Annotated in this window: 15 protein-coding genes and 1 pseudogene; 11 read left to right on the top strand and 5 right to left on the bottom strand. The window is 34.0% G+C overall.

All coding sequences use genetic code 11. The features are described 5' to 3' along the window. The 6 genes and pseudogenes from ABY285_RS07005 to ABY285_RS06980 form a co-directional block, all read left to right on the top strand. Positions 1-933, top strand: a pseudogene (locus tag ABY285_RS07005) (hypothetical protein); the annotation flags it as partial. A 327-nt stretch (positions 934-1,260) separates the two neighbouring features. After that, the gene (gene galK, locus ABY285_RS07000; RefSeq protein WP_372768441.1) at positions 1,261-2,421 is read left to right on the top strand and encodes a galactokinase; all 1,161 of its coding nucleotides are present in this window, start codon (positions 1,261-1,263) and stop codon (positions 2,419-2,421) included. 77 nt (positions 2,422-2,498) lie between these two features. Next, complete coding sequence (locus ABY285_RS06995; RefSeq protein WP_372768439.1) at positions 2,499-3,563, top strand: anhydro-N-acetylmuramic acid kinase; 1,065 nt, start codon at positions 2,499-2,501, stop codon at positions 3,561-3,563. 52 nt (positions 3,564-3,615) lie between these two features. Next, on the top strand, positions 3,616-6,531 hold the full coding sequence (locus ABY285_RS06990) for an FAD-binding and (Fe-S)-binding domain-containing protein (RefSeq protein ID WP_372768437.1): 2,916 nt from the start codon (positions 3,616-3,618) through the stop codon (positions 6,529-6,531). Positions 6,532-6,533: 2 nt separating this feature from the next. Further along, complete coding sequence (locus tag ABY285_RS06985; RefSeq protein WP_372768435.1) at positions 6,534-7,547, top strand: dipeptide epimerase; 1,014 nt, start codon at positions 6,534-6,536, stop codon at positions 7,545-7,547. Positions 7,548-7,775: 228 nt separating this feature from the next. Continuing rightward, the gene (locus ABY285_RS06980) at positions 7,776-8,015 is read left to right on the top strand and encodes a uroporphyrinogen decarboxylase (RefSeq protein ID WP_372768433.1); all 240 of its coding nucleotides are present in this window, start codon (positions 7,776-7,778) and stop codon (positions 8,013-8,015) included. A gap of 31 nt (positions 8,016-8,046) precedes the next feature. On the opposite strand, the gene ABY285_RS06975 is transcribed toward ABY285_RS06980, so the two are convergent. Further along, positions 8,047-8,736, bottom strand: coding sequence for a cell division ATP-binding protein FtsE (locus ABY285_RS06975; RefSeq protein ID WP_372768431.1), 690 nt, complete (start codon positions 8,734-8,736; stop codon positions 8,047-8,049). A gap of 223 nt (positions 8,737-8,959) precedes the next feature. Between ABY285_RS06975 and ABY285_RS06970 the strand changes: the two genes are divergently transcribed. The 5 genes from ABY285_RS06970 (at position 8,960) to ABY285_RS06950 (ending at position 17,716) form a co-directional block, all read left to right on the top strand. Beyond that, on the top strand, positions 8,960-11,980 hold the full coding sequence (locus ABY285_RS06970; RefSeq protein WP_372768429.1) for a tetratricopeptide repeat protein: 3,021 nt from the start codon (positions 8,960-8,962) through the stop codon (positions 11,978-11,980). Positions 11,981-12,120: 140 nt separating this feature from the next. Then, positions 12,121-13,860 (top strand): TonB-dependent receptor, encoded by a 1,740-nt coding sequence (locus tag ABY285_RS06965; protein ID WP_372768427.1) that lies wholly within the window; start codon positions 12,121-12,123, stop codon positions 13,858-13,860. A 60-nt stretch (positions 13,861-13,920) separates the two neighbouring features. Next, positions 13,921-15,324, top strand: a complete 1,404-nt coding sequence (locus ABY285_RS06960) for a M20/M25/M40 family metallo-hydrolase (RefSeq protein WP_372768425.1) — start codon at positions 13,921-13,923, stop codon at positions 15,322-15,324. A gap of 7 nt (positions 15,325-15,331) precedes the next feature. Beyond that, a complete protein-coding gene (locus ABY285_RS06955) occupies positions 15,332-16,948 on the top strand; it encodes an amidohydrolase (protein WP_372768423.1) in 1,617 nt (538 codons plus the stop codon). A 102-nt stretch (positions 16,949-17,050) separates the two neighbouring features. Next, positions 17,051-17,716: a uracil-DNA glycosylase family protein gene (locus tag ABY285_RS06950; RefSeq protein ID WP_372768421.1), complete on the top strand. Its 666-nt coding sequence runs from the start codon at positions 17,051-17,053 to the stop codon at positions 17,714-17,716. Here the strand turns inward: ABY285_RS06950 and ABY285_RS06945 are convergent, their stop codons facing one another. The 4 genes from ABY285_RS06945 to ABY285_RS06930 are packed head-to-tail and all read right to left on the bottom strand — an operon-like array spanning position 17,717 to position 20,551. Next, positions 17,717-17,950 carry a CDGSH iron-sulfur domain-containing protein gene (locus ABY285_RS06945; protein ID WP_372768419.1) on the bottom strand — a complete coding sequence of 78 codons (234 nt, stop codon included), beginning with the start codon at positions 17,948-17,950 and terminating at the stop codon, positions 17,717-17,719. 31 nt (positions 17,951-17,981) lie between these two features. Further along, entirely contained in the window at positions 17,982-18,746 is a 765-nt protein-coding gene (trpA, locus tag ABY285_RS06940; protein ID WP_372768417.1) for a tryptophan synthase subunit alpha, read from the bottom strand. Between the two features lie 3 nt (positions 18,747-18,749). Next, positions 18,750-19,931 (bottom strand): tryptophan synthase subunit beta, encoded by a 1,182-nt coding sequence (gene trpB, locus ABY285_RS06935; RefSeq protein WP_372768415.1) that lies wholly within the window; start codon positions 19,929-19,931, stop codon positions 18,750-18,752. After that, on the bottom strand, positions 19,928-20,551 hold the full coding sequence (locus ABY285_RS06930; protein WP_372768413.1) for a phosphoribosylanthranilate isomerase: 624 nt from the start codon (positions 20,549-20,551) through the stop codon (positions 19,928-19,930). The genes trpB and ABY285_RS06930 overlap by 4 nt, the downstream gene beginning before the upstream one ends. Between the last annotated feature and the right edge of the window lie 104 nt (positions 20,552-20,655).

Raw genomic sequence — 20,655 nt, 5'->3', positions numbered from 1 at the left:
GGTAATTCCTTGTGCGGCGGATCAGATCCGTTTACACCCGAAGGATACATTGCTTCAGGACAAAGTTTTATGGTTGAGGCGGTTTCAGCAGGGAATGTAAATTTCACCAACTCAATGCGCGTAAAAGAACACAATACCCAATTTTATAAATCAAGTAATAAAAAAGCAGATAGGGAGAAAGCTCAGAAGTCCTATACAATTGAAGGAGATAGAATATGGTTGAACTTAAGAGAAAATAAGGGAGCCTTTAGTCAGTTATTGATTGGCTTCTTTAGAGAAAATACTGGAATGACTAAAAACGCAACAGACGGAGTAGACCGCATGTACGATGGAGGGCGATTGATTTCAGGAAATTATATAGATTTTTATTCTATAATAGAGGAGAAACCTTTTGCGATACAAGGAAGAACAGGTTTAAACTCAGAAAAAAGCATACCATTAGGATTGAATTCGAATATCACAGGTGTTTTAACTATTTCTATCTCGCATTTTGAAGGGCAGTTCTCAGAAAAACCAGTGTATCTTAAAGACAATGTATTAGGAGTAATACACGATTTAAAAGCAACAGATTATTCCTTTGAAATAACAGAGCCAGGAGCATATAATGACAGATTTGAACTTATTTGCAATGGAGATCCTGAAACTGAAGTAACACTACCTGAAGAGAATGAAGAGGAGGATAAAGAGGCGTTTTTTGATGATTCAATTAACTTTAACAATATCCAAAGTTGGATGCGTATAAATGTTGTAGACAATCAAGAAATTTCAGGAATTGAAGCGTATGACATTCTTGGAAGATTGATTATCAAGGATGTACCAAGAAGTGTAGAATATTATATGTACGCAGCAGATATTCCAAAAGGAACTCTCTTATTCTTTAAACTGCTCATGGAAGATGGCAGTGTACGTAAAGGGAAATATATAAGATTATAATTGTTTCCCATGGTTCTGTCTTCAAGGTAAAGTAATAGGATAGCTCTATCTATTTCAGCTAATTGCTTTATGGCTTTACGTCTTAAAACGGATTTGTCACCTATCTTGTCATCTTGTTTTGTAATAAGTTAATTAGAATCATAAAAGTGAAGCAAACAGGAGTGATATAGAACTATTTTGGAGAAGATTTAAGAATTTTACGAAAAGCCAAAATAAAAAACTAGGCAGACCTAAAGGAAGTAAGGATTCAAAACCACGACTAAAAAGTGGTTATATGCTTCTTAAAAAAATTAAATTTGTTTAAAACTTTATGCTTAATTTTAGCAGATGCGACAGAACCACACAACCCTAATAAACCAAATAAAATCAAGCTTTTTGAAGATTTTTAACAAGGAGCCTATTTTAATTTTTTCCCCAGGGCGAATCAATATTATTGGAGAGCATACTGATTATAATGACGGTTTTGTATTTCCTGCAGCCATAAACAAAGGCATCATCACAGCCATACAGAAAAGCATTTCTGAATTTTGTACTGTTGTTGCGGCTGATTTTAATGAAACTTTTGAATTTTCGCTAAATAACATTCAATCCATCCCAAATGGCGGCTGGAAAAACTACCTATTGGGCGTAATCGCAGAAATTCAAAAAAAAGGAATTAAACTGGAAGCTTTTAATATTGTTTTTGGCGGGGATATTCCTGTCGGCTCCGGGTTATCTTCTTCAGCAGCCTTAGAAAACAGCATTGTTTTTGGATTAAATGAACTTTTTCGTCTGGGATTAACAAAAAAGGAAATGATTTTAATATCGCAAAAGGCCGAACACAATTATGTAGGGGTACGCTGTGGTATTATGGATCAATATGCAAGCATGTTTGGAAAGAAAAATAACGCTTTATTTTTAGATTGCAGAAGCGTTGAAGCTAATGAAATCAACATTGATTTAAAAGAGTATCAACTCGTATTAATCAATACCAATGTAAAACATAGTTTGAGTGAAAGTGCTTATAATGACAGACGATCGGTTTGCGAAAAAGTGGCTACTATGCTTAACATTTCGGCATTAAGAGATGCCACAGAAGAAGACCTGCTAAACATAAAGACAAAAATTTCGGAGGAAGATTATCAAAAAGCGCTTTATGTAATTCAGGAAAACAAGCGGGTTCAAAAAGCTACAGAAACCCTAAAATTTAATGATATTTCAGCGCTTGGAAAATTACTTTACGAATCTCACAACGGACTTCAAAATCAGTACAAAGTAAGTTGCCCTGAATTAGACTTTTTAGTGGACAAGGCAAAAGAAAACTCCAATATAGCAGGAGCGAGAATGATGGGAGGCGGTTTTGGCGGCTGTACCATCAATATCATTGCAAAAAGCGCCACGGAATTATTTATAAAAGAAATTTCAGATGCATACCAAGAAAAGTTCAATAAGGAATGTTCTGTTTATTTCGTAGAAATTTCCGAGGGAACCCATTTAATAAAACAATAATAACAATCTTTTAAAAAACAAACTCAGACCCAAAAAACTTTTTAGTATTTTGGTTCCATGATACTTATACCAAAAACATGAAGAATACTACCAAATATATTATTGGTGTAATGAGCGGAACTTCGTTGGATGGCATTGATATTGTTTACGTAAAAATAAACGCTGAGGCAAATTATAGCTTCAAAATATTAAAGGCGAAAACTATTTTATATAGCAATGAATGGAAATCAACCCTAAAAGGTGGGTTTCATTTGTCTGGTGAAAAACTGGTAAAATTAGATGCCGATTATGGAATTTTTTTAGCAAATACTATCCTGAACTTTATTAAAGAAAACGACGTTGAAAAACTTGATTTTATCGCTTCTCACGGACATACCATTTTTCATAATCCTGCTGAAAATTACACATTTCAAATTGGAAATGGACCTTATATCACTTCAATTACCGGCATAAAAACCATTTGTAATTTCAGGGTTCAGGATGTGGCTTTGGGCGGACAAGGTGCACCACTGGTTCCTTTTGGCGATAAATTGTTGTTTCCTGAATATGATTACTGCTTAAATCTTGGCGGATTTTCAAATATTTCATTTTCTGAGAATAAGCAACGAATTGCTTATGACATTTGTCCGGTAAACATTGTCCTGAATCACTATGTTGCTTCATTAAATATGGAATATGATGACAAAGGAGCGATGGCTTCCATAGGAAATTTGGATAAAAATTTACTGGAAGAACTCAATTCTCTGGCATTTTATAGTGATGCTAAACCAAAATCTTTAGGATACGAATTTGTAGTGGAAACAATTTTCCCAATGATTGACAAGCGCAATCTTAACATAAATGATATTTTAAGAACATTTGTAGAGCACGTTGCCATGCAAATTTCAAAAAAAATTGAATCAAATTCAGATAAAACAATGTTGGTCACAGGTGGCGGGGCTTTCAATACATATCTTATGGAAAGATTACAGTCGTATACAAAAACGCAATTGATTATTCCTGAAGAAACCATTATCAATTATAAGGAAGCCTTGGTTTTTGCGCTGCTTGGTTTTTTAAAAGAAGAAGGAAAAATCAACTGTTTAAAAAGTGTAACAGGCGCAAGAAAAAATCATAGCAGTGGGATGGTTTTTGAGTTGTGAATTTTTAGTTAGAAGTTGTAAGTTTGAAAATCAAAAATCGTAAATCAAAATAATGTCTTTACCAACCATAAATCAAAAAGAACTGTCGGAAATCATTGAAGGCGACGTATTTTTTGACAATTTACACAAAATTATTTATGCAACAGATGCTTCGGTTTATAGAAAAATTCCTTTAGGAGTTGCCTATCCTAAAAACAGTGAAGACCTTAAAAAAATTATTCATTTCGCTAAAAAAAATAATATTACCATCATTCCAAGAACTGCGGGAACATCTTTGGCAGGTCAATGTGTTGGCGAAGGTTTAATTGTTGATGTTTCGAAACATTTTACAAAAATTTTAGCCTTCGACGAACATAAAAAAACAGTGACGGTTCAACCAGGAATTATAAGGGATGAACTCAATAATTTTTTAAAACCCTACGGATTATTTTTCGGACCGAACACTTCAACAAGCAACAGATGCATGATTGGCGGAATGGTTGGCAACAATTCATCCGGAACAACTTCAATTAAATATGGCGTTACCCGAGACAAAGTAATTGAACTGAAAACCATTTTAAGCGATGGTTCAGAAGTTGTTTTTAATGAAGTAAACACTAACGAATTCAATCAAAAAAGAAAAGGAAGTGCTTTGGAAAACAAGATTTACCAAACTGTTTTCAATGAACTTTCTATTGAAGAAAATCAGCATGAAATTTTAAAGGAATTTCCTAAAAAGGAAATCCACCGAAGAAATAACGGCTATGCCATTGATGCTCTATTGAATTTTGAACTTTTTGGAGGAACAAAAAACACCATAAATTTAGCTACTTTACTTACAGGCAGTGAAGGAACATTGGCTTTCACTACAGAAATCACCATTCAGTTAGACCACTTGCCACCCGCAAAAAATATCATGGTTGCAGTGCATTTCAACAGTATTCAAGAGAGTATGGAAGCGGTGGTTATTGCCATGAAACACAATTTATATACTTGTGAATTGATGGACAAAACTGTCTTGGATTGTACTAAAAACAACCGAGAGCAACTGAAAAACAGGTTTTTTGTGGAAGGTGACCCAAAAGCGCTTTTGATGTTAGAAATCTGTACCAATTCGGATGAAGAATCCGGCAAATTAGCCGATACTTTAATCGCAGATTTAAAAGAAAATAAGCTGGGGTATTCTTATCCAAAGTTAGTTGGTGCCAACATTAACAAAGCAATTGAATTACGAAAAGCCGGATTGGGATTGTTGGGAAGTATTGTTGGTGACGATAAAGCGGTCGCGTGCATTGAAGATACCGCGGTTGACGTAAATGATTTGCCGAATTATATTGCGGAATTTACGGAAATGATGGCCGATTTCGGACAAGAAGCGGTTTATTATGCACACGCAGGTGCAGGAGAATTGCATTTGCGTCCTATTTTAAATTTAAAAAAGAAAGAAGATGTTGTTTTATTTCGGGAAATAACCGCAAAAACTGCAAAACTCGTCAAAAAATATGGTGGTTCTTTTAGTGGTGAACACGGTGATGGCATTGTTAGAGCGGAGTTCATTCCGCAAATGATCGGAGAAAAAAATTATGAATTATTAAAACGGATTAAAAGCACTTTTGACCCCAACAATATTTTCAACAAAGGAAAAATTATAAATCCTTTTCCGATGGATGAAAGTTTGCGATATGAAATTGGCCGTGAAGAGCCCGAAATACAAACCATCCAAGATTTTTCAGACAGTTTTGGAATCTTAAGAGCCTCAGAAAAATGCAACGGATCTGGTGACTGCAGAAAATTACCTTCAGCTGGCGGAACTATGTGCCCAAGTTACCGGGCAACCAAAAATGAAAAAGACACCACAAGAGCACGCGCTAATGCTTTGCGCGAATTTTTAACAAATTCAGAAGAAGAAAATAAATTTAACCACCAAGAATTGTATGATGTTTTCGATTTGTGTTTAAGTTGTAAAGCCTGTGCAAGTGAATGTCCCAGTAATGTAGATGTGGCAGCCTTGAAAGCGGAATTTCTCTATCAATATTACAAAGAAAATAAAATTCCTTTCAGAACCAAATTATTTGCCAATAACGTAAAATACAACAAATTAGGAAGCCTTGCTCCCACTTTGGTCAATTTGGTATTAAACACTAAAATCACTAAAAAACTCATGGGAATTGCGCCTAAAAGAAGCATTCCGAAGTTAGCTAAAACAACGGTTTATAGATGGTACAAGCAGCATAAAAAACGACTATTGAGTCAGTCCAATAATTTTGGAGAAATCTATCTTTTTGTTGACGAATTCACCAATTATTATGATGCAAATATTGGGATAGACACTATTGAACTATTAACAAAATTAGGCTACAAGGTAAACATAACGCAACATGAGGAAAGCGGAAGAAGTTATATTTCAAAAGGTTTTTTGGATGAAGCCAAAGAAAAAGCCAATTTTAACGTGAACTTTTTTAAAGAATTAATTACAAAAGAATCGCCGCTGGTAGGGATTGAACCTTCGGCTATTTTAACTTTCAGGGATGAATATTTAAGATTGGCTGACGACCAGGAAGCTGCAAAAAACATTTCACAAAATACTTTCACTATGGAAGAATTTATCAAACAGCAATTTGAAAAAAATAACATTTCGGCAGCTCATTTCACCACCCGAAAAAAAACGTTAAAAATCCACGGACATTGTCAGCAAAAATCATTGAGCAGCATGGAGCCCTCATTTAAAATGCTTTCCATACCAAAAAATTATTCGGTAACTATTATTAATTCAGGATGTTGTGGTATGGCCGGCTCTTTTGGGTACGAAAAAGAACATTACAATATCAGTATGCAGGTTGGAGAAGACACGTTGTTCCCTAAAATCAGAAATACAGAAAAGACCACGATCATTGCCGCAGCGGGAACAAGTTGCAGGCATCAAATAAAAGACGGAACTTCCCGAAATTCCAAACATCCCATTACAATTTTAAAAGAAGCCCTTATTTAAAAATGAAATTAATAATAAGAACCTATAAGCTACAATTAAAACATCCTTTTACAATTTCAAGAAGCACGAGAACTGAAATTCCCTCGCTCATTGTTGAACTTCAGGAAAATGGATTTTCCGGTTTTGGGGAAGCCACTGAAAACGCTTATTACGATAAAACTGTTGAACAATTTGAAGCAAAACTTATTGAAAAGAGAGAACTAATTGAAGTTGCATCCGATAAAACACCGGAAGAATATTGGGATTATTTGTATCCTCATTTCAAAAAAAACATGTTTTTATTGTGTGCTTTGGATGAAGCCTATACAGACTTATACACACGAAAAAAAGGTGTTAAATTATATGAATATTGGAATTTTGAAGTAAAAAATCTTCCACAATCAAATTATACAATAGGCATTGATTCCATAGAAAACATGGTCTCAAAAATGAAAGAAATGCCATGGCCAGTATACAAAATAAAATTAGGCACAAAAAACGATCTTGAAATAGTGACTGAATTAAGAAAACACACAGACGCTGTTTTTAGAATTGATGCAAATTGTGGATGGACAGTCACCGAAACCCTAAAAAACGCCATTGAACTCCAAAAGTTAGGTGTAGAATTTATAGAACAGCCACTTCCCGCAACCAACTGGAAAGGCGCAAAAATAGTGTTTGACAATTCCTATTTGCCCATAATTGCCGACGAAAGCTGCCTCATAGAAAACGATATTGAAAAATGTTACAATCATTTTCACGGCGTTAACATAAAATTAATGAAATGCGGCGGATTGACACCAGCAAAAAGAATGATTTCAAAAGCCAAATCTTTGGGATTAAAAACCATGGTGGGCTGTATGACAGAATCTTCGGTGGGAATATCAGCCATTGCACATTTAACACCTTTACTTGATTTTGTAGATATGGATGGCGCTTTGTTAATAAAAAATGATATTGCTGATGGTGTGAAATTAAAAAATGGAAATATCATATTTTCAAATACAAAAGGAATTGGTGCTGAATTACTTGTGTAAAAAATAATTAGATGACTTTAAAAAAAAATAATTTTAAATATTTACAAAATTTAACATGTTTTTTTTATATATATAAATTTATTTTGTATATTTGCCTTGGTAAGTTTCATAGCTTACCATCTTTTTCATAGCAATTTTCCTCACTCTTAGGAGTGAGGTTTCTTTTTTTATATACTTTCCTATTAGATTTTATAAGTATCTTTGCCCGCTCAAATATAAATCTAAACTATGTTTTTAGGAATTACAATTACAGAATGGGTTGGGTACGCCGCCTCTTTAGCACTTATTATTTCATTTATGATGAAAAATATAAATACCCTCCGAATTATCAATTCCTTAGGAGCTATACTTTTTGTGATTTATGGAATACTTTTGCAGACTTCTTATCCAATTATTATTACAAATGGATTTATTTTAATGGTAAATATTTATTATTTGACGTTTAAAAGAAAAGTTGCCGTCTTATAGTTATTGGTGCGGCCATAAAATTAAAATCGGTTTAATGAGAAGTTTTATGTTGTACCACTTCAAACAATTCTCCGCCTTCACATTTGATGGTTTTATAGGGGAATTTTAAAATAAGTGCATAATCATGAGTTCCCATCAATATGGTTTTTCCACTGTCGTGAATATCTTTCAACACATTTAAAACGTCAACCGAAGTTGCAGGGTCTAAATTTCCTGTAGGTTCATCAGCTAAAATTAAATCGGGATCATTTAATAACGCCCTTGCAATGGCAATTCTTTGCTGTTCACCACCTGATAATAAATAAGGCATTTTAAAACCTTTCGTTTCCATGCCAACTTTTAAAAGGACTTCATTAATTTTTTCTTTTATTTTCACCTTATCTTTCCATCCGGTTGCTTTCAATACAAATAATAAATTGTCATAAACACTTCTGTCATTCAACAACTTAAAATCCTGAAATACAACACCAATTTTTCGACGTAGAAAAGGTATATCGTCCTCTTTTAACATTTTTAAATTAAATCCAACGATGCTTCCTTCACCTTTGTCTAATGGCAAATCTCCGTACAAAGTTTTCATTAAACTGCTTTTTCCACTTCCGGTTTTTCCAATTAAATAAACGAATTCACCCATGCTTATTTGCAAGTTAACATTGGCCAAAACCAAGTTTTCTCTTTGATATATTTGTGCATTTTGTAGGGAAAGAATGACTTCTGACATAGTACGCGCTGTTTTTGACAAAACTAGATATTTTAAAGTAAAGTATCAACATTAAAATAATTAATAATACAGCTGCTTTTTCTAATATTTAGAGTTTAACTCCCAAAACATTAAACGAGGAACACTTATTGATACTATTTTTTCAAAAATTATATTTTGTAAGGCAATTTCGAAAAAAAAATGCGTTATTACATAATAGTTAAAACTTTCAATTTTTATTAATATGAATTATAGAAAAATTGTCCTTCCTTTTGTTGTGTTTCTTACAACCCTCCTAATTTCAGCACAGCAAACGTCAATTTACACAAACTCACTTGCAGAATATAACCACGCAATAGAATTGTACCAAAACAAAGCGTACTTAGCTGCTCAGGAAAAATTCATTGATATAAAACCTCAATTCGACAATTCTGATGAATTAAAAGGCAACTGCGACTATTATATTGCCAATTGCGCCATTCGGTTAGAACAGCCAAATTCTGATGAATTAATGCAGGAATTTGTTGAGAACTATCCAACCAGTACAAAACATAACAGGGCTTCCATAGATATTGCCGACTATTATTTTAAAGTTGGGAAATACGGCTATGCCGCAAAATGGTATGCAAAAGTTAACACGACCAGTTTAACAATTAGAGAGGAAGAAACCTTTAATTTTAACTATGGCTATTCTTTATTCGCCTCAAAAAACTACTCGAAAGCAAAACAATATTTTTTAAATTTATTGAATTCTCAAGAATATGGCGCGAAAGCCAAATATTATTATGGCTATATTGCTTATAACCAGAATGATTATGAAACTGCCAAAACTTATTTGGGCGAAGTGGCCGACAATTCCTCATTTAAGACCAATGTTTCTTATTATTTGGCTGATATGAATTTTAAATTGGGAAATTTTGACAAAGCCATTGAAAATGGTTTGCCATTGCTTCCAAAATCAAAAGGAATAGAACATTCTGAAATTTCAAAAATAGTGGGCGAAAGTTATTTCAATCTTCAAAAATTTGAAGAAGCAATTCCTCATTTAAAAAATTATAAAGGACAGCGAGGTAAATGGAACAATACCGATTATTATTTGTTGGGATACGCTTATTACAAACAAAACGACTATGAAAATGCCATAAGCAATTTTAATAAAATAATTGGGGGAAACAATGCTGTGGCACAAAATGCTTATTATCATTTGGCGGAATGTTACTTAAAACAAGACAAAAAACAAGAAGCTTTAAATGCCTTCAGAAATGCTTCACAAATGCAGTTTGAACCCGAAATTCAAAAAGATGCATGGTTAAATTATGCTAAATTAAGTTATGAAATTGGAAACCCTTATAAAAGTGTTCCAGATGTTTTAAAAGAATATATTGATTTGTACCCAAATTCAACTTATAGAGATGAAATCAACGATTTAATTATTAGCGCCTATATCACTTCAAAAGATTATAAAGGTGCTTTGGATTATTTGAAAAACAAAAAAAGCGCCAAAGAACGTGCACTTTTTCAAAAAGTGGCATTTTATAGAGGAACCGAACTTTTTATTGAAGGAAATTATGATTTAGCAAAAGAAAATTTTGAGAATTCACTTTCCGTTCCTGTAGACGCCAATTTTACGGCAAGGGCAACTTTTTGGAAAGGGGAATCAAATTACCTTTTAAACAATTATAGGGAAGCAGCATCAGATTTTCAAAAATTTGCATCAAATTCTAAAGCTTCAAAAACTCCTGAATTTAATGAGCTGTATTACAATTTGGGCTATGCTTATTTTAAGCAAAAAGATTATGGAAACGCTATTGAGGCCTTCAAAAAATACAGTGCTAAGAATACGGATGATGCTGTTAGAAAAAACGACACTTATTTAAGAATTGGCGATGGCTATTTTGTAACCAGTAGCTATAAAAACGCAATAGAATATTACAGCAAAGCCCTTGAAATGAAAGGAATTGACGCCGATTACGCACAATTTCAAAAAGCGATAAGCTATGGGCTTACAGGCAACGAAAATGCTAAAATAACAGCATTAAACGCCTTTTTAAATTCGGCTGTAAAATCGACTTATAAAGATGATGCCTATTATATTTTAGGAAATTCCTACCTCGAAAAAAATCAAAATGAACTTGCTATAGAAAATTATGACAAACTCATTAAAAACATTAAAAGAAGTCCGCTGGTTTCTAAAGCAATGCTTAAAAAAGGATTGATTTATTACAATAGCAACAAAAATGATCAAGCGTTGGCAACTTATAAATCCGTGGCGCAACAGTTCCCAAATTCGGCTGATGCCAGACAAGCGGTTAAAAATGCACGACAAATTTATGTTGATTTAGGAAGGGTTGACGAATATGCTTCTTGGGTGAAAACTTTAGATTTCATAAATGTGTCTGATGCTGAATTGGACAATGACACATACGAATCTGCCGAAAAACAGTACCTGCAAAACAATCACAAAAAAGCGATTGAAAGCTTTGAAAAATACTTGGGAAGTTTTCCAAATGGCTTGCATGCCTTGAATGCTAATTTTTATTTGGCGCAATCATTATTCTCAGAAAACAAACATTCTGAAGCAATTTCAAATTATAGTTATGTTGTAAATCAGCCACAAAACGAATATACCGAAGACGCGCTTTCACGCTTATCGCTAGTTTATTTGGAAAATAACAATTGGCAAAAAGCCATTCCGCTTTTAGAGCGATTGGAAAGTGAAGCCCACTTGCCGCAAAACATTATTTTTGCACAATCAAACTTAATGAAGGGTTATTACGCCGATAAAAATTATGAAAAAGCGGTAGATTATGCTGAATTGGTTTTACGAAATTCCAAACTTGAAGACCGCGTAAAATCGGATGCACAAGTTATTATTGCGCGTTCAGCAATGAAAACAAACAACGAAACTAAAGCCCGAAATGCTTATATGGAAGTTGAAAAAATTGCTTCAGGTGAATTAAAAGCCGAAGCTTTGTATTACAGTGCATATTTTCAAAACAAAGACGGAAGCTATAGAGTTTCAAATGAAATTGTTCAAAAAATAGCAGCTGAATATTCCGCTTACAAATATTGGGGCGCAAAAGGATTGGTATTGATGGCAGATAATAATTACCAATTAAAAGACGCCTATCAAGCCACTTATATTTTGGAGAGTGTTATCAAAAACTTTTCGCAGTTTGATGATGTGGTTGAAGAAGCCACTGCAGCACTCAGCAAAATTAAAACGGAACAGGCAAAAACCAATGAGTCAATTAATAATGAATAGTGAATAATTAATATTTGATTAGTTCAAATTAGGCAATTAGCCAATGAAAAAATTAAAAATTAAATTATAATCAATTAAACAGTTACACAATTAAACAAATAAACGGTTAAACAGTTAAACAGTTAAACAAAATAATAGCAATGTATAAACTCCTTATAACTTCATTTTTAATTTTAGTAACAAGTGTTTCTTTTTCACAGATAACCAAGAAAAGAGACACCCTTATAACTGAGGAAATCACTGTTGAAAAGCCTTATTCGCCAACTATATCTGATGCTTTTAAGGTAAGGTCAAATCCTGATATCGAAAATGAAACAAAAAATTTGGCAAAAGAAAAGGTGAGCTACAGCATTTTTTCTGTTCCGGTAGCCTCCACTTTTACGCCATCAAAAGGAAAAGCACAAAGCATTGCAAGAGGGCCAAAAGAACGTTTGTATGAAAACTATATCTCCGCAGGATATGGAAATTTCAACACGCCGTTTGTTGACGCCTTTCTGCACTCAGGTGACAAAAAATATAACGACTACGGAATTTTCTTAAATCACCTTTCTTCCAAAGGCGGCATCAAAGATTTACTTTTGAACGATAATTTTTCAGACTCAAAAATTGATATTTATTACAAACAATTTGACCGCGACTATAACTGGCAAATTAATGCGGGTGCCCAGCACAAACTGCAAAATTATTACGGTTTGCCTAGTAATGTAGTTTTTAATGATGCTTTTATTGAAGCAATGGATGAAAAACAAATTTATAACACCATTTATGGTGGTGGAAAAATTAGTTTTGAAGATTCGTTTTTTCAAGGCGCAACAGCCGAAATCGTAAATTTTTCGGACGACTATAACACCAATGAAATACGTTTGATGGTAAAACCAAAATTAGAATTTCCTATTTCATCGGAAAAAATAAATGGGGAATTTTTAATTGATCTTATTTCAGGAAGGTTCAAACAAAGCTATACAGATGGAAAAGATATAAATTACAGTTTTTTAAATCTTGGCTTTAATCCGAATTTTGAGATTATTAGGGAAAATCTGACCATTAATTTAGGCGCAAAATTGTATTATGTGAACGACTTAGAACATAAAAACACTGATTATTACGCCTATCCTAACGTTACGACATCTGTTAAATTGATTGATGATGTGCTTATTTTTGTTGCAGGCGTTACGGGTGATTTGGTCCAAAACACCTATAAAGATTTCGCCAATGAAAATCCGTTCGTTTCCCCTACGTTAGATATTCTACAAACAGATAAACAATACAGGGCTTATGCTGGGACCAAAGGCAAATTGGCTTCAAATATTGGCTATAATTTTAATGTAAGCCATACTTCCGAAAAAAATAAACCGCTTTTTATTCAAAACCAAACTAAAACCGATGGAACCATCATTGTTGAGAAAGCTTATGAAGCCGGAAATTCTTTTGGAGTGGTTTACGACAATCTTAAAACTTTAGGTTTTTTTGGAGAAATCACCATTGACGCTTCTAAAGAATTTGATTTTACTGGTACAGTTAACTATGCCAATTACACTATGGATTCAGAGTTAGAAGCTTGGAATTTACCAACAATGACTGCAACCATTTCAGCCGATTATCAAAATAAAAATTGGTTTGCAGGCGCAAAATTATTTTACAATGGCGAAACCAAGGATTTTGCAATTCCTTTCGGTTTATCACTTGTTGAAAATGGCCTAATTGTAACAAACAAATCTTACTTAGATTTGAATCTGAATGGAGGTTATAACTTTTCGGACAGGCTCACCGCTTTTGCAAAAATCAACAATGCCCTTGGCGAAAAATACCACCGATTTTTAAATTACCAGGTGCAGACCTTGCAAATTTTAGCTGGTATAACCTATAAATTCGACTTGTAAAAAACGTGCTTATGATATGATTTTTTTTATGTAGTTTAGGCTTTTTAAAAACTTCATAAAATGAAACATTTTTTTATTGCAGCAATTCTACTTATCGCATTTTCTTCATTTACAACATTAAAATTTGTTAAAAATATTGAACCAGCCATAAATAAAGCCGATTCAATCCTTGTAAAACAACTGTTTAACACCGCTTTAAGCAACGGAAAATCTTATCAATGGCTAGACCATTTATCGAACAATATTGGCGGACGATTGTCGGGTTCACCTGAAGCGCAACAAGCTGTTGAATGGGGCGAAAAATTAATGAACGACTTAAGTTTCGACAAGGTTTGGTTGCAGCCCGTAATGGTACCACATTGGGTGAGAGGTGAAAAAGAAGAAGCCTATTTTACCGATAACAACGTAAAATATAATATAGCAATTTGCGCTTTGGGAGGGTCAATTGCAACTCCTGAAAATGGAATTTCAGGCGAAGTAATTGAAGTAAATAGCTTGGAAGAAGCTGAAACTTTAGGAGAAAAACTAAGAGGAAAAATAGTTTTCTTTAATCGTCCATTCGATGACACCCTGATTGAAACTTTTAAAGCTTACGGCGGTTGCGTTGACCAAAGAGGAACTGGCGCACAAGTAACGGGAAAATTCGGTGTTTTAGGCACAATTGTCCGCTCAATGACTGGAAGTATAGATAACTTTCCACATACCGGCGCTATGCGTTATGGAGATATTCCGGAAAATGAGAAAGTGCCAACTGCTGCCATCAGTACAAAAGCAGCAAATTTATTAAGCGAAAAATTAAAAGAAAACCCAACGTTAAAATTTTACTTTAAACAAAGTTGTGAAACATTGCCAGATGCCCCTTCATTTAATGTAATTGGCGAAATCACAGGAAGTGAATTTCCTGATGAATATATTACCGTTGGCGGACATTTAGATTCTTGGGATTTGGGTGATGGCGCTCATGATGATGGTGCAGGAATTGTGCAATCTATAGAAGTTTTAAGGCTGTTCCAATTAAATGACATCAAGCCAAAACATACCATTCGCGTCGTTTTATTTATGAATGAAGAAAATGGATTAAGAGGTGGTAAAAAATATGCTGAGGAAGCTAAAAACAACAATGAAATTCATATTGCCGCTTTAGAGTCAGATTCTGGCGGATTTACGCCAAGAGGATTTTCAATTGATGCAAACGGCAAAAATCTGGAGTTGATTAAAAGTTGGAAATCATTGCTAGCACCATATGGATTGCACGATATAAATGAAGGACATGCAGGAGCAGATATTGGACCATTAAAATCTGAAACCATCAGTTTAATAAGTTACAGACCAGATTCCCAACGTTATTTCGAATACCATCACGCGGCAAATGACACCTTTGACAAAGTAAATAAGCGTGAACTAGAATTAGGTGCTGCTTCTATGGCTTCTTTGGTTTATTTACTGGATAACTATTTAAAATAACCTTAAAATGAAAAAAATAATTTTACTGCTCTTGTTAATTACAGGAATTTCGTGTGCAAAGAAAGAAAAAGTGGATACCATTGTAATCAATGCCAATATTTATACCGTAAATGATAATTTTGACAAGGCGGAAGCATTTGCCATAAAAGACGGTAAAATTGTTGCTGTAGGAACTTCATTAGAAATTCAGGATAAGTATGCAGCAACCTATGTAAATAACGCAAAAGGTAAAACCATAGTCCCTGGATTTATTGATGCACACTGCCATTTTTTTGGCTTGGGATTGCAACAACAAAAAGTAGATTTAACAGACACAAAAAGTTTTGATGAAGTCGTAGAGCGGATTGTTGATTTTCAAAAAGAAAATAATGTTTCTTATGTCACTGGTCGCGGCTGGGATCAAAATGATTGGGAGGTAAAAGAATTTCCTACAAAAGAAAAACTAGATGCCTTATTTCCAAATACACCAATTGCCGTTACCAGAATTGACGGTCACGCATTGTTGGCAAATCAAGCTGCAATAGATTTAGCAGGCGTTACCGAAAAAACGCCTTTTTCGGGAGGAGAAATACTTCAGAAAAACGAAAAATTAACCGGCATATTTATCGATGCGCCGATGGATTTAATATATTCAAAAATTCCGGCTCCTTCACAAAAAGAAAATATTGAAGCTTTGAAAGATGCGGAAAGAATTTGTTTTGATTTGGGATTAACAACAGTTGATGATGCGGGACTTTCAAAAGAAATCATTGAATTAATTGACAGTTTACAAAAAGCAGGAACATTAAAAATGAGAATTTACGCCATGGTTTCCGCAAGTGATAATAATATTGATTATTTCTCCAAAACAGGCATTATTAAAACCGACCGATTAAACGTGCGTTCCTTTAAAGTGTATGCGGACGGCGCATTGGGCTCTCGCGGTGCCGCAATGAAAAAACCATATAGTGACCGGCACAACCATTTTGGAGCTTTGGTGACGCCTTTGGAAAAACTTAAGGAATATGCCGAAAAAATTGCTTTGACAAACTTTCAGATGAATACCCACGCCATTGGCGATTCCGCAAATTTTGTGATGTTAAAAACCTATAAAGAAGTTTTAAAAGGAAAAAAAGACCGCCGTTGGAGAATTGAACATGCGCAAATTATTGACACAGCAGATTTTAATTATTTCGAAAATATTTTACCTTCCATACAGCCTACCCATGCAACTTCTGATATGTATTGGGCACAAGACCGGATTGGCACGGAGCGAATTAAAGGAGCTTATGCCTATAAAGATTTATTAAACACCTATGGCAAAATAGCCTTAGGAACAGATTTCCCCGTTGAAAAAGTAAGTCCGCTTTTGACTTTTTACGCGGCAGTTGCCCGCAAAGATTTAAATAATTTTCCTGAAAATGGTTTTCAAATTGAAAATGCCCTGACACGTGAAGAAACTTTAAAAGGAATGACCATTTGGGCGGCTTATGCTAATTTTGAAGAAAATGAAAAAGGAAGTATTGAAGTCGGAAAAATGGCAGATTTTATTATACTTAATAAAAATATTATGGAAATTGACTCTGATAAAATTCCAACCATAAATGTTGATGAAACTTATGTTGGCGGAGAAAAAGTGAAGTAATTATTTCTAAACTGGCGAATTGTATTTTTTTTACTGAAGCAACTAGTTTTTCTGACAAATTGTACAGCCATTTTAACTGTTCTGAGACCAATAAGATTACCAATGTTCATCCATAAACACCCTTATAAACCATTCATTCCTAAAAATGCAAGCAAACTCATTGTTGGTACGTTGCCTCCACCCCGATTTTCAACGGAAAATTTAAAAAAAGGAGATGTCAATTTTTGTTATGGAAGTATTGATGGGCAATTATGGAAAATTTTAGATGAGATATTTAAGCTGAAGCTACATTTTGAAACTACAGATTTCGCCATTAAACAACGAAAAATTTTTTTAATTCATAATAATATTGGCATTTGTGATATTGTTGAATCCTGCGAACGAAAAAAAATAGATGCATCAGATTTGGGAATGGAAAATATAGCGTTGAGAGATTTACTGTTTTATATCAAAAATAACACTTCTATTCATACGCTTTTACTAACAGGTGGAAATAGTAAAAACGGGCCTGAATATCATTTAAGAAAACAGTTAAAAGAAAAAAAAATTACCTTAAAATTAATTTCTGATGAAACACCAAAAATTCATGAATTTGAATTCGATGAAAACGAAATACGCAGAAAAATAAAAGTAATTTCATTAACGGCGCCTTCCGGAAGCGCAAACAGGGCTATTGGAAGTAACCCGCAGTACCAACATTTAAAAAAACAACACCCTAAATTCAATACGTTTGATTTTAGGGTGTTGCAATATAAAAAGTTCTTCTAATTATTTATGTGATCCGTCGCAAAAGGGTCCATTTTTGGTTTGTTTACAAGTACATAAATACTTAGTTTCTGTTTTTTCTGCTATAAAAACTATTGGACTCATTCCTGAGCCTTTGTGTAATCCGTTGCAAAATGGCTGACTTTCAGACAAACCGCAAGTGCACCATGCATATTTTTTTCCTTCTTCCAATTCAACTGCCAAAGGATTGTCTCCGGCTCTTTTAGGTAATTCCATTTTTTGATTTTTTTAGATTTGGTTAAAGGTATTAATCTATTATACTACTCACAAATTTATTTATATCAGCTATACCATTTTCATCTAAATATTTCACAAATGCAGAGCCAATGATAGCGCCTTTCGCATATTTTGTTGCTAGTTTAAAAGTTTCGGCATTAGAAATTCCAAATCCAACAATTTGAGGCGATTTTAAATTAAGGTCAGCAATGCGCTTAAAATAATCGTCCTGCAATTTTCCAAAAGCATTTTGTGAGCCGGTAACACTTGCCGAACTCACCATATAAATAAATCCTTCAGAGATTTTATCGATAAACTGAACACGTTCTAATGAAGTTTGTGGTGTAATTAAAAAAACATTTATTAGACCATATTTTTCAAAAATGGTTTTATAATGATCGTTGTATACGTTCAAAGGCAAATCGGGAATAATTAATCCGTCGACACCAATTTCAGCGCATTTTTTACAGAAATTTTCTATGCCATACTGCATCATCGGATTAAAATAACCCATAATAATTAAAGGAATAGCTACCGATTTACGAATATCTTTCAATTGATTGAATAAAACTTCCGTTGTCATTCCGTTATCCAATGCTTTTGTAGAACTTGCCTGAATGGTTGGTCCGTCTGCCAAAGGATCGCTAAAAGGCAGGCCTATTTCAATAAAATCGACCCCGCTTTTTTCCAGGTTTTCAATAATGGCAACTGTATCATTTATTTTCGGAAACCCTGCCGTAAAATAAATGGACAACAGTTTTTTATTTTCCAGTAATTTTTGATTTATTCTGTTCATTTTTTACAACTTAAAATATTTTACGTAAGTATCCAAATCCTTATCTCCCCTTCCTGATAAATTTAATACCACAACATCAGTTTCTTTAAATTTTTTCATCCTAAAAACCGCCAATGCGTGTGCGCTTTCAATGGCCGGAATAATGCCTTCCAATTGACACAACTCCAAGCCTGCCTCCATCGCTTCTGCATCGGTAATTGATATAAATTCAGCGCGTTTAGATTTGTATAAATAAGCGTGCAATGGACCTATTCCGGGATAATCCAATCCGGCAGAAATAGAATAAGGCTCTGTTATTTGTCCATCCTTGCTTTGCATCAACAACGTTTTACTGCCGTGAATCACACCTTCTTTGCCCAAAATACTTGTTGCTGCACTTTCTCCGGAATTAATTCCCAAACCGGCTGCTTCAACCGCGATTAATTTTACGTTTTTTTCATCCAAATAATGATAAAACGCGCCTGCGGCATTGCTTCCCCCACCAACACAAGCAATGACATAATCCGGATTTTCTGTAATTTCCTTTTCTTTCAACTGCTTTTTAATTTCTTCTGAAATAACCGACTGAAAACGCGCCACCATATCAGGATACGGATGCGGTCCAACCACCGAACCAATAATATAATGGGTGCTCACCGGATTGTTAATCCAATCCCTAATCGCTTCATTTGTGGCATCTTTTAACGTTCGGCTGCCAGACAAAGCCGGCACCACTTTAGCGCCCAGCATTTTCATACGGGCTACATTTGGTGCCTGACGTGCAATATCAATTTCACCCATATAAACCACGCAGTCAATGCCCATCAAAGCGCAAACCGTTGCGGTTGCAACCCCATGTTGCCCTGCTCCTGTTTCTGCAATAACCCTTGTTTTTCCCAGCTTTTTAGCCACCAATATTTGCCCGATCGTGTTATTAACTTTATGTGCGCCGGTATGACATAAATCTTCGCGCTTTAAATAAATTTTAGTGTTGTATTTTTCCGAAAGTCGTTTCGCAAAATATAACGGGGTTGGCCGGCCTACATATTCTTTCAGCAAACTGTGGAATTCCTTTTTAAAATCTTCAGAACCCATAATTTTCAAATAATTATCTTCCAATTCTTTAACATTCGGATACAGCATTTCGGGAATAAAAGCCCCGCCAAATTCACCGTAATAACCTTTCTTATCTACAAAATAACTCATAATAGTGCGCTTTTAAATTCTTTAATTTCATTGGTATTTTTTAAAGCGGGTTCTATTTCAAAACCACTGTTAATGTCGACGCCCAAAAATGCGGGATGATTAAATTTCTTAATTTCTTCGGCGTCATTTTTAGAAATTCCCCCACTAATTAAAAATGGTGTTTTTCCTTTATAATTTTTAAGCAAATCCCAGTTGAATTTCACTCCATTTCCTCCGTAATTTTTTCCTTTTGTGTCGAATAAAAAATAATCACAAACTTTCTGGTACACATTGGTTTTGGAAAAATCAAAGTCATCATCTACAGAAAATACTTTTATAATTTCAAAAGATTCTGAAACAAGTTCAGAATGACGTAATATTTGACAATATTCAAGGGATTCATTACCATGTAATTGTACACAATCTAACTGATAATCTACAACTTTTTTAAGAAGCTTATCAATTGTTTCATTTACAAAAACGCCCACTTTCTTTGTTGAAAAAGGAATTTCAATTTGTGGAAAATCGGTAACAAAGCGTTTTGATTTATCGTAAAAAATAAATCCAATAAAATCAGGTTTCAAATTCAACAAACCTGAAATATTTTTGCTGTCCCTCATGCCACAAACTTTGATCTTCATACTTTATTTAATATTAAAAAGATATATTTTTAAACTACTTATTGCCTTAACTTAATACTTGCTTTTTACCTTTAAAGAAATAATTGACTTTAATAGTCAGGATT

Source organism: Lutibacter sp. (assembly GCF_041555395.1).
In the GTDB taxonomy this organism is placed as follows: Bacteria; Bacteroidota; Bacteroidia; order Flavobacteriales; family Flavobacteriaceae; genus Lutibacter.
Note: the sequence above shows the minus strand (reverse complement) of the source record. Positions and strands in the feature narration are given on the sequence as shown.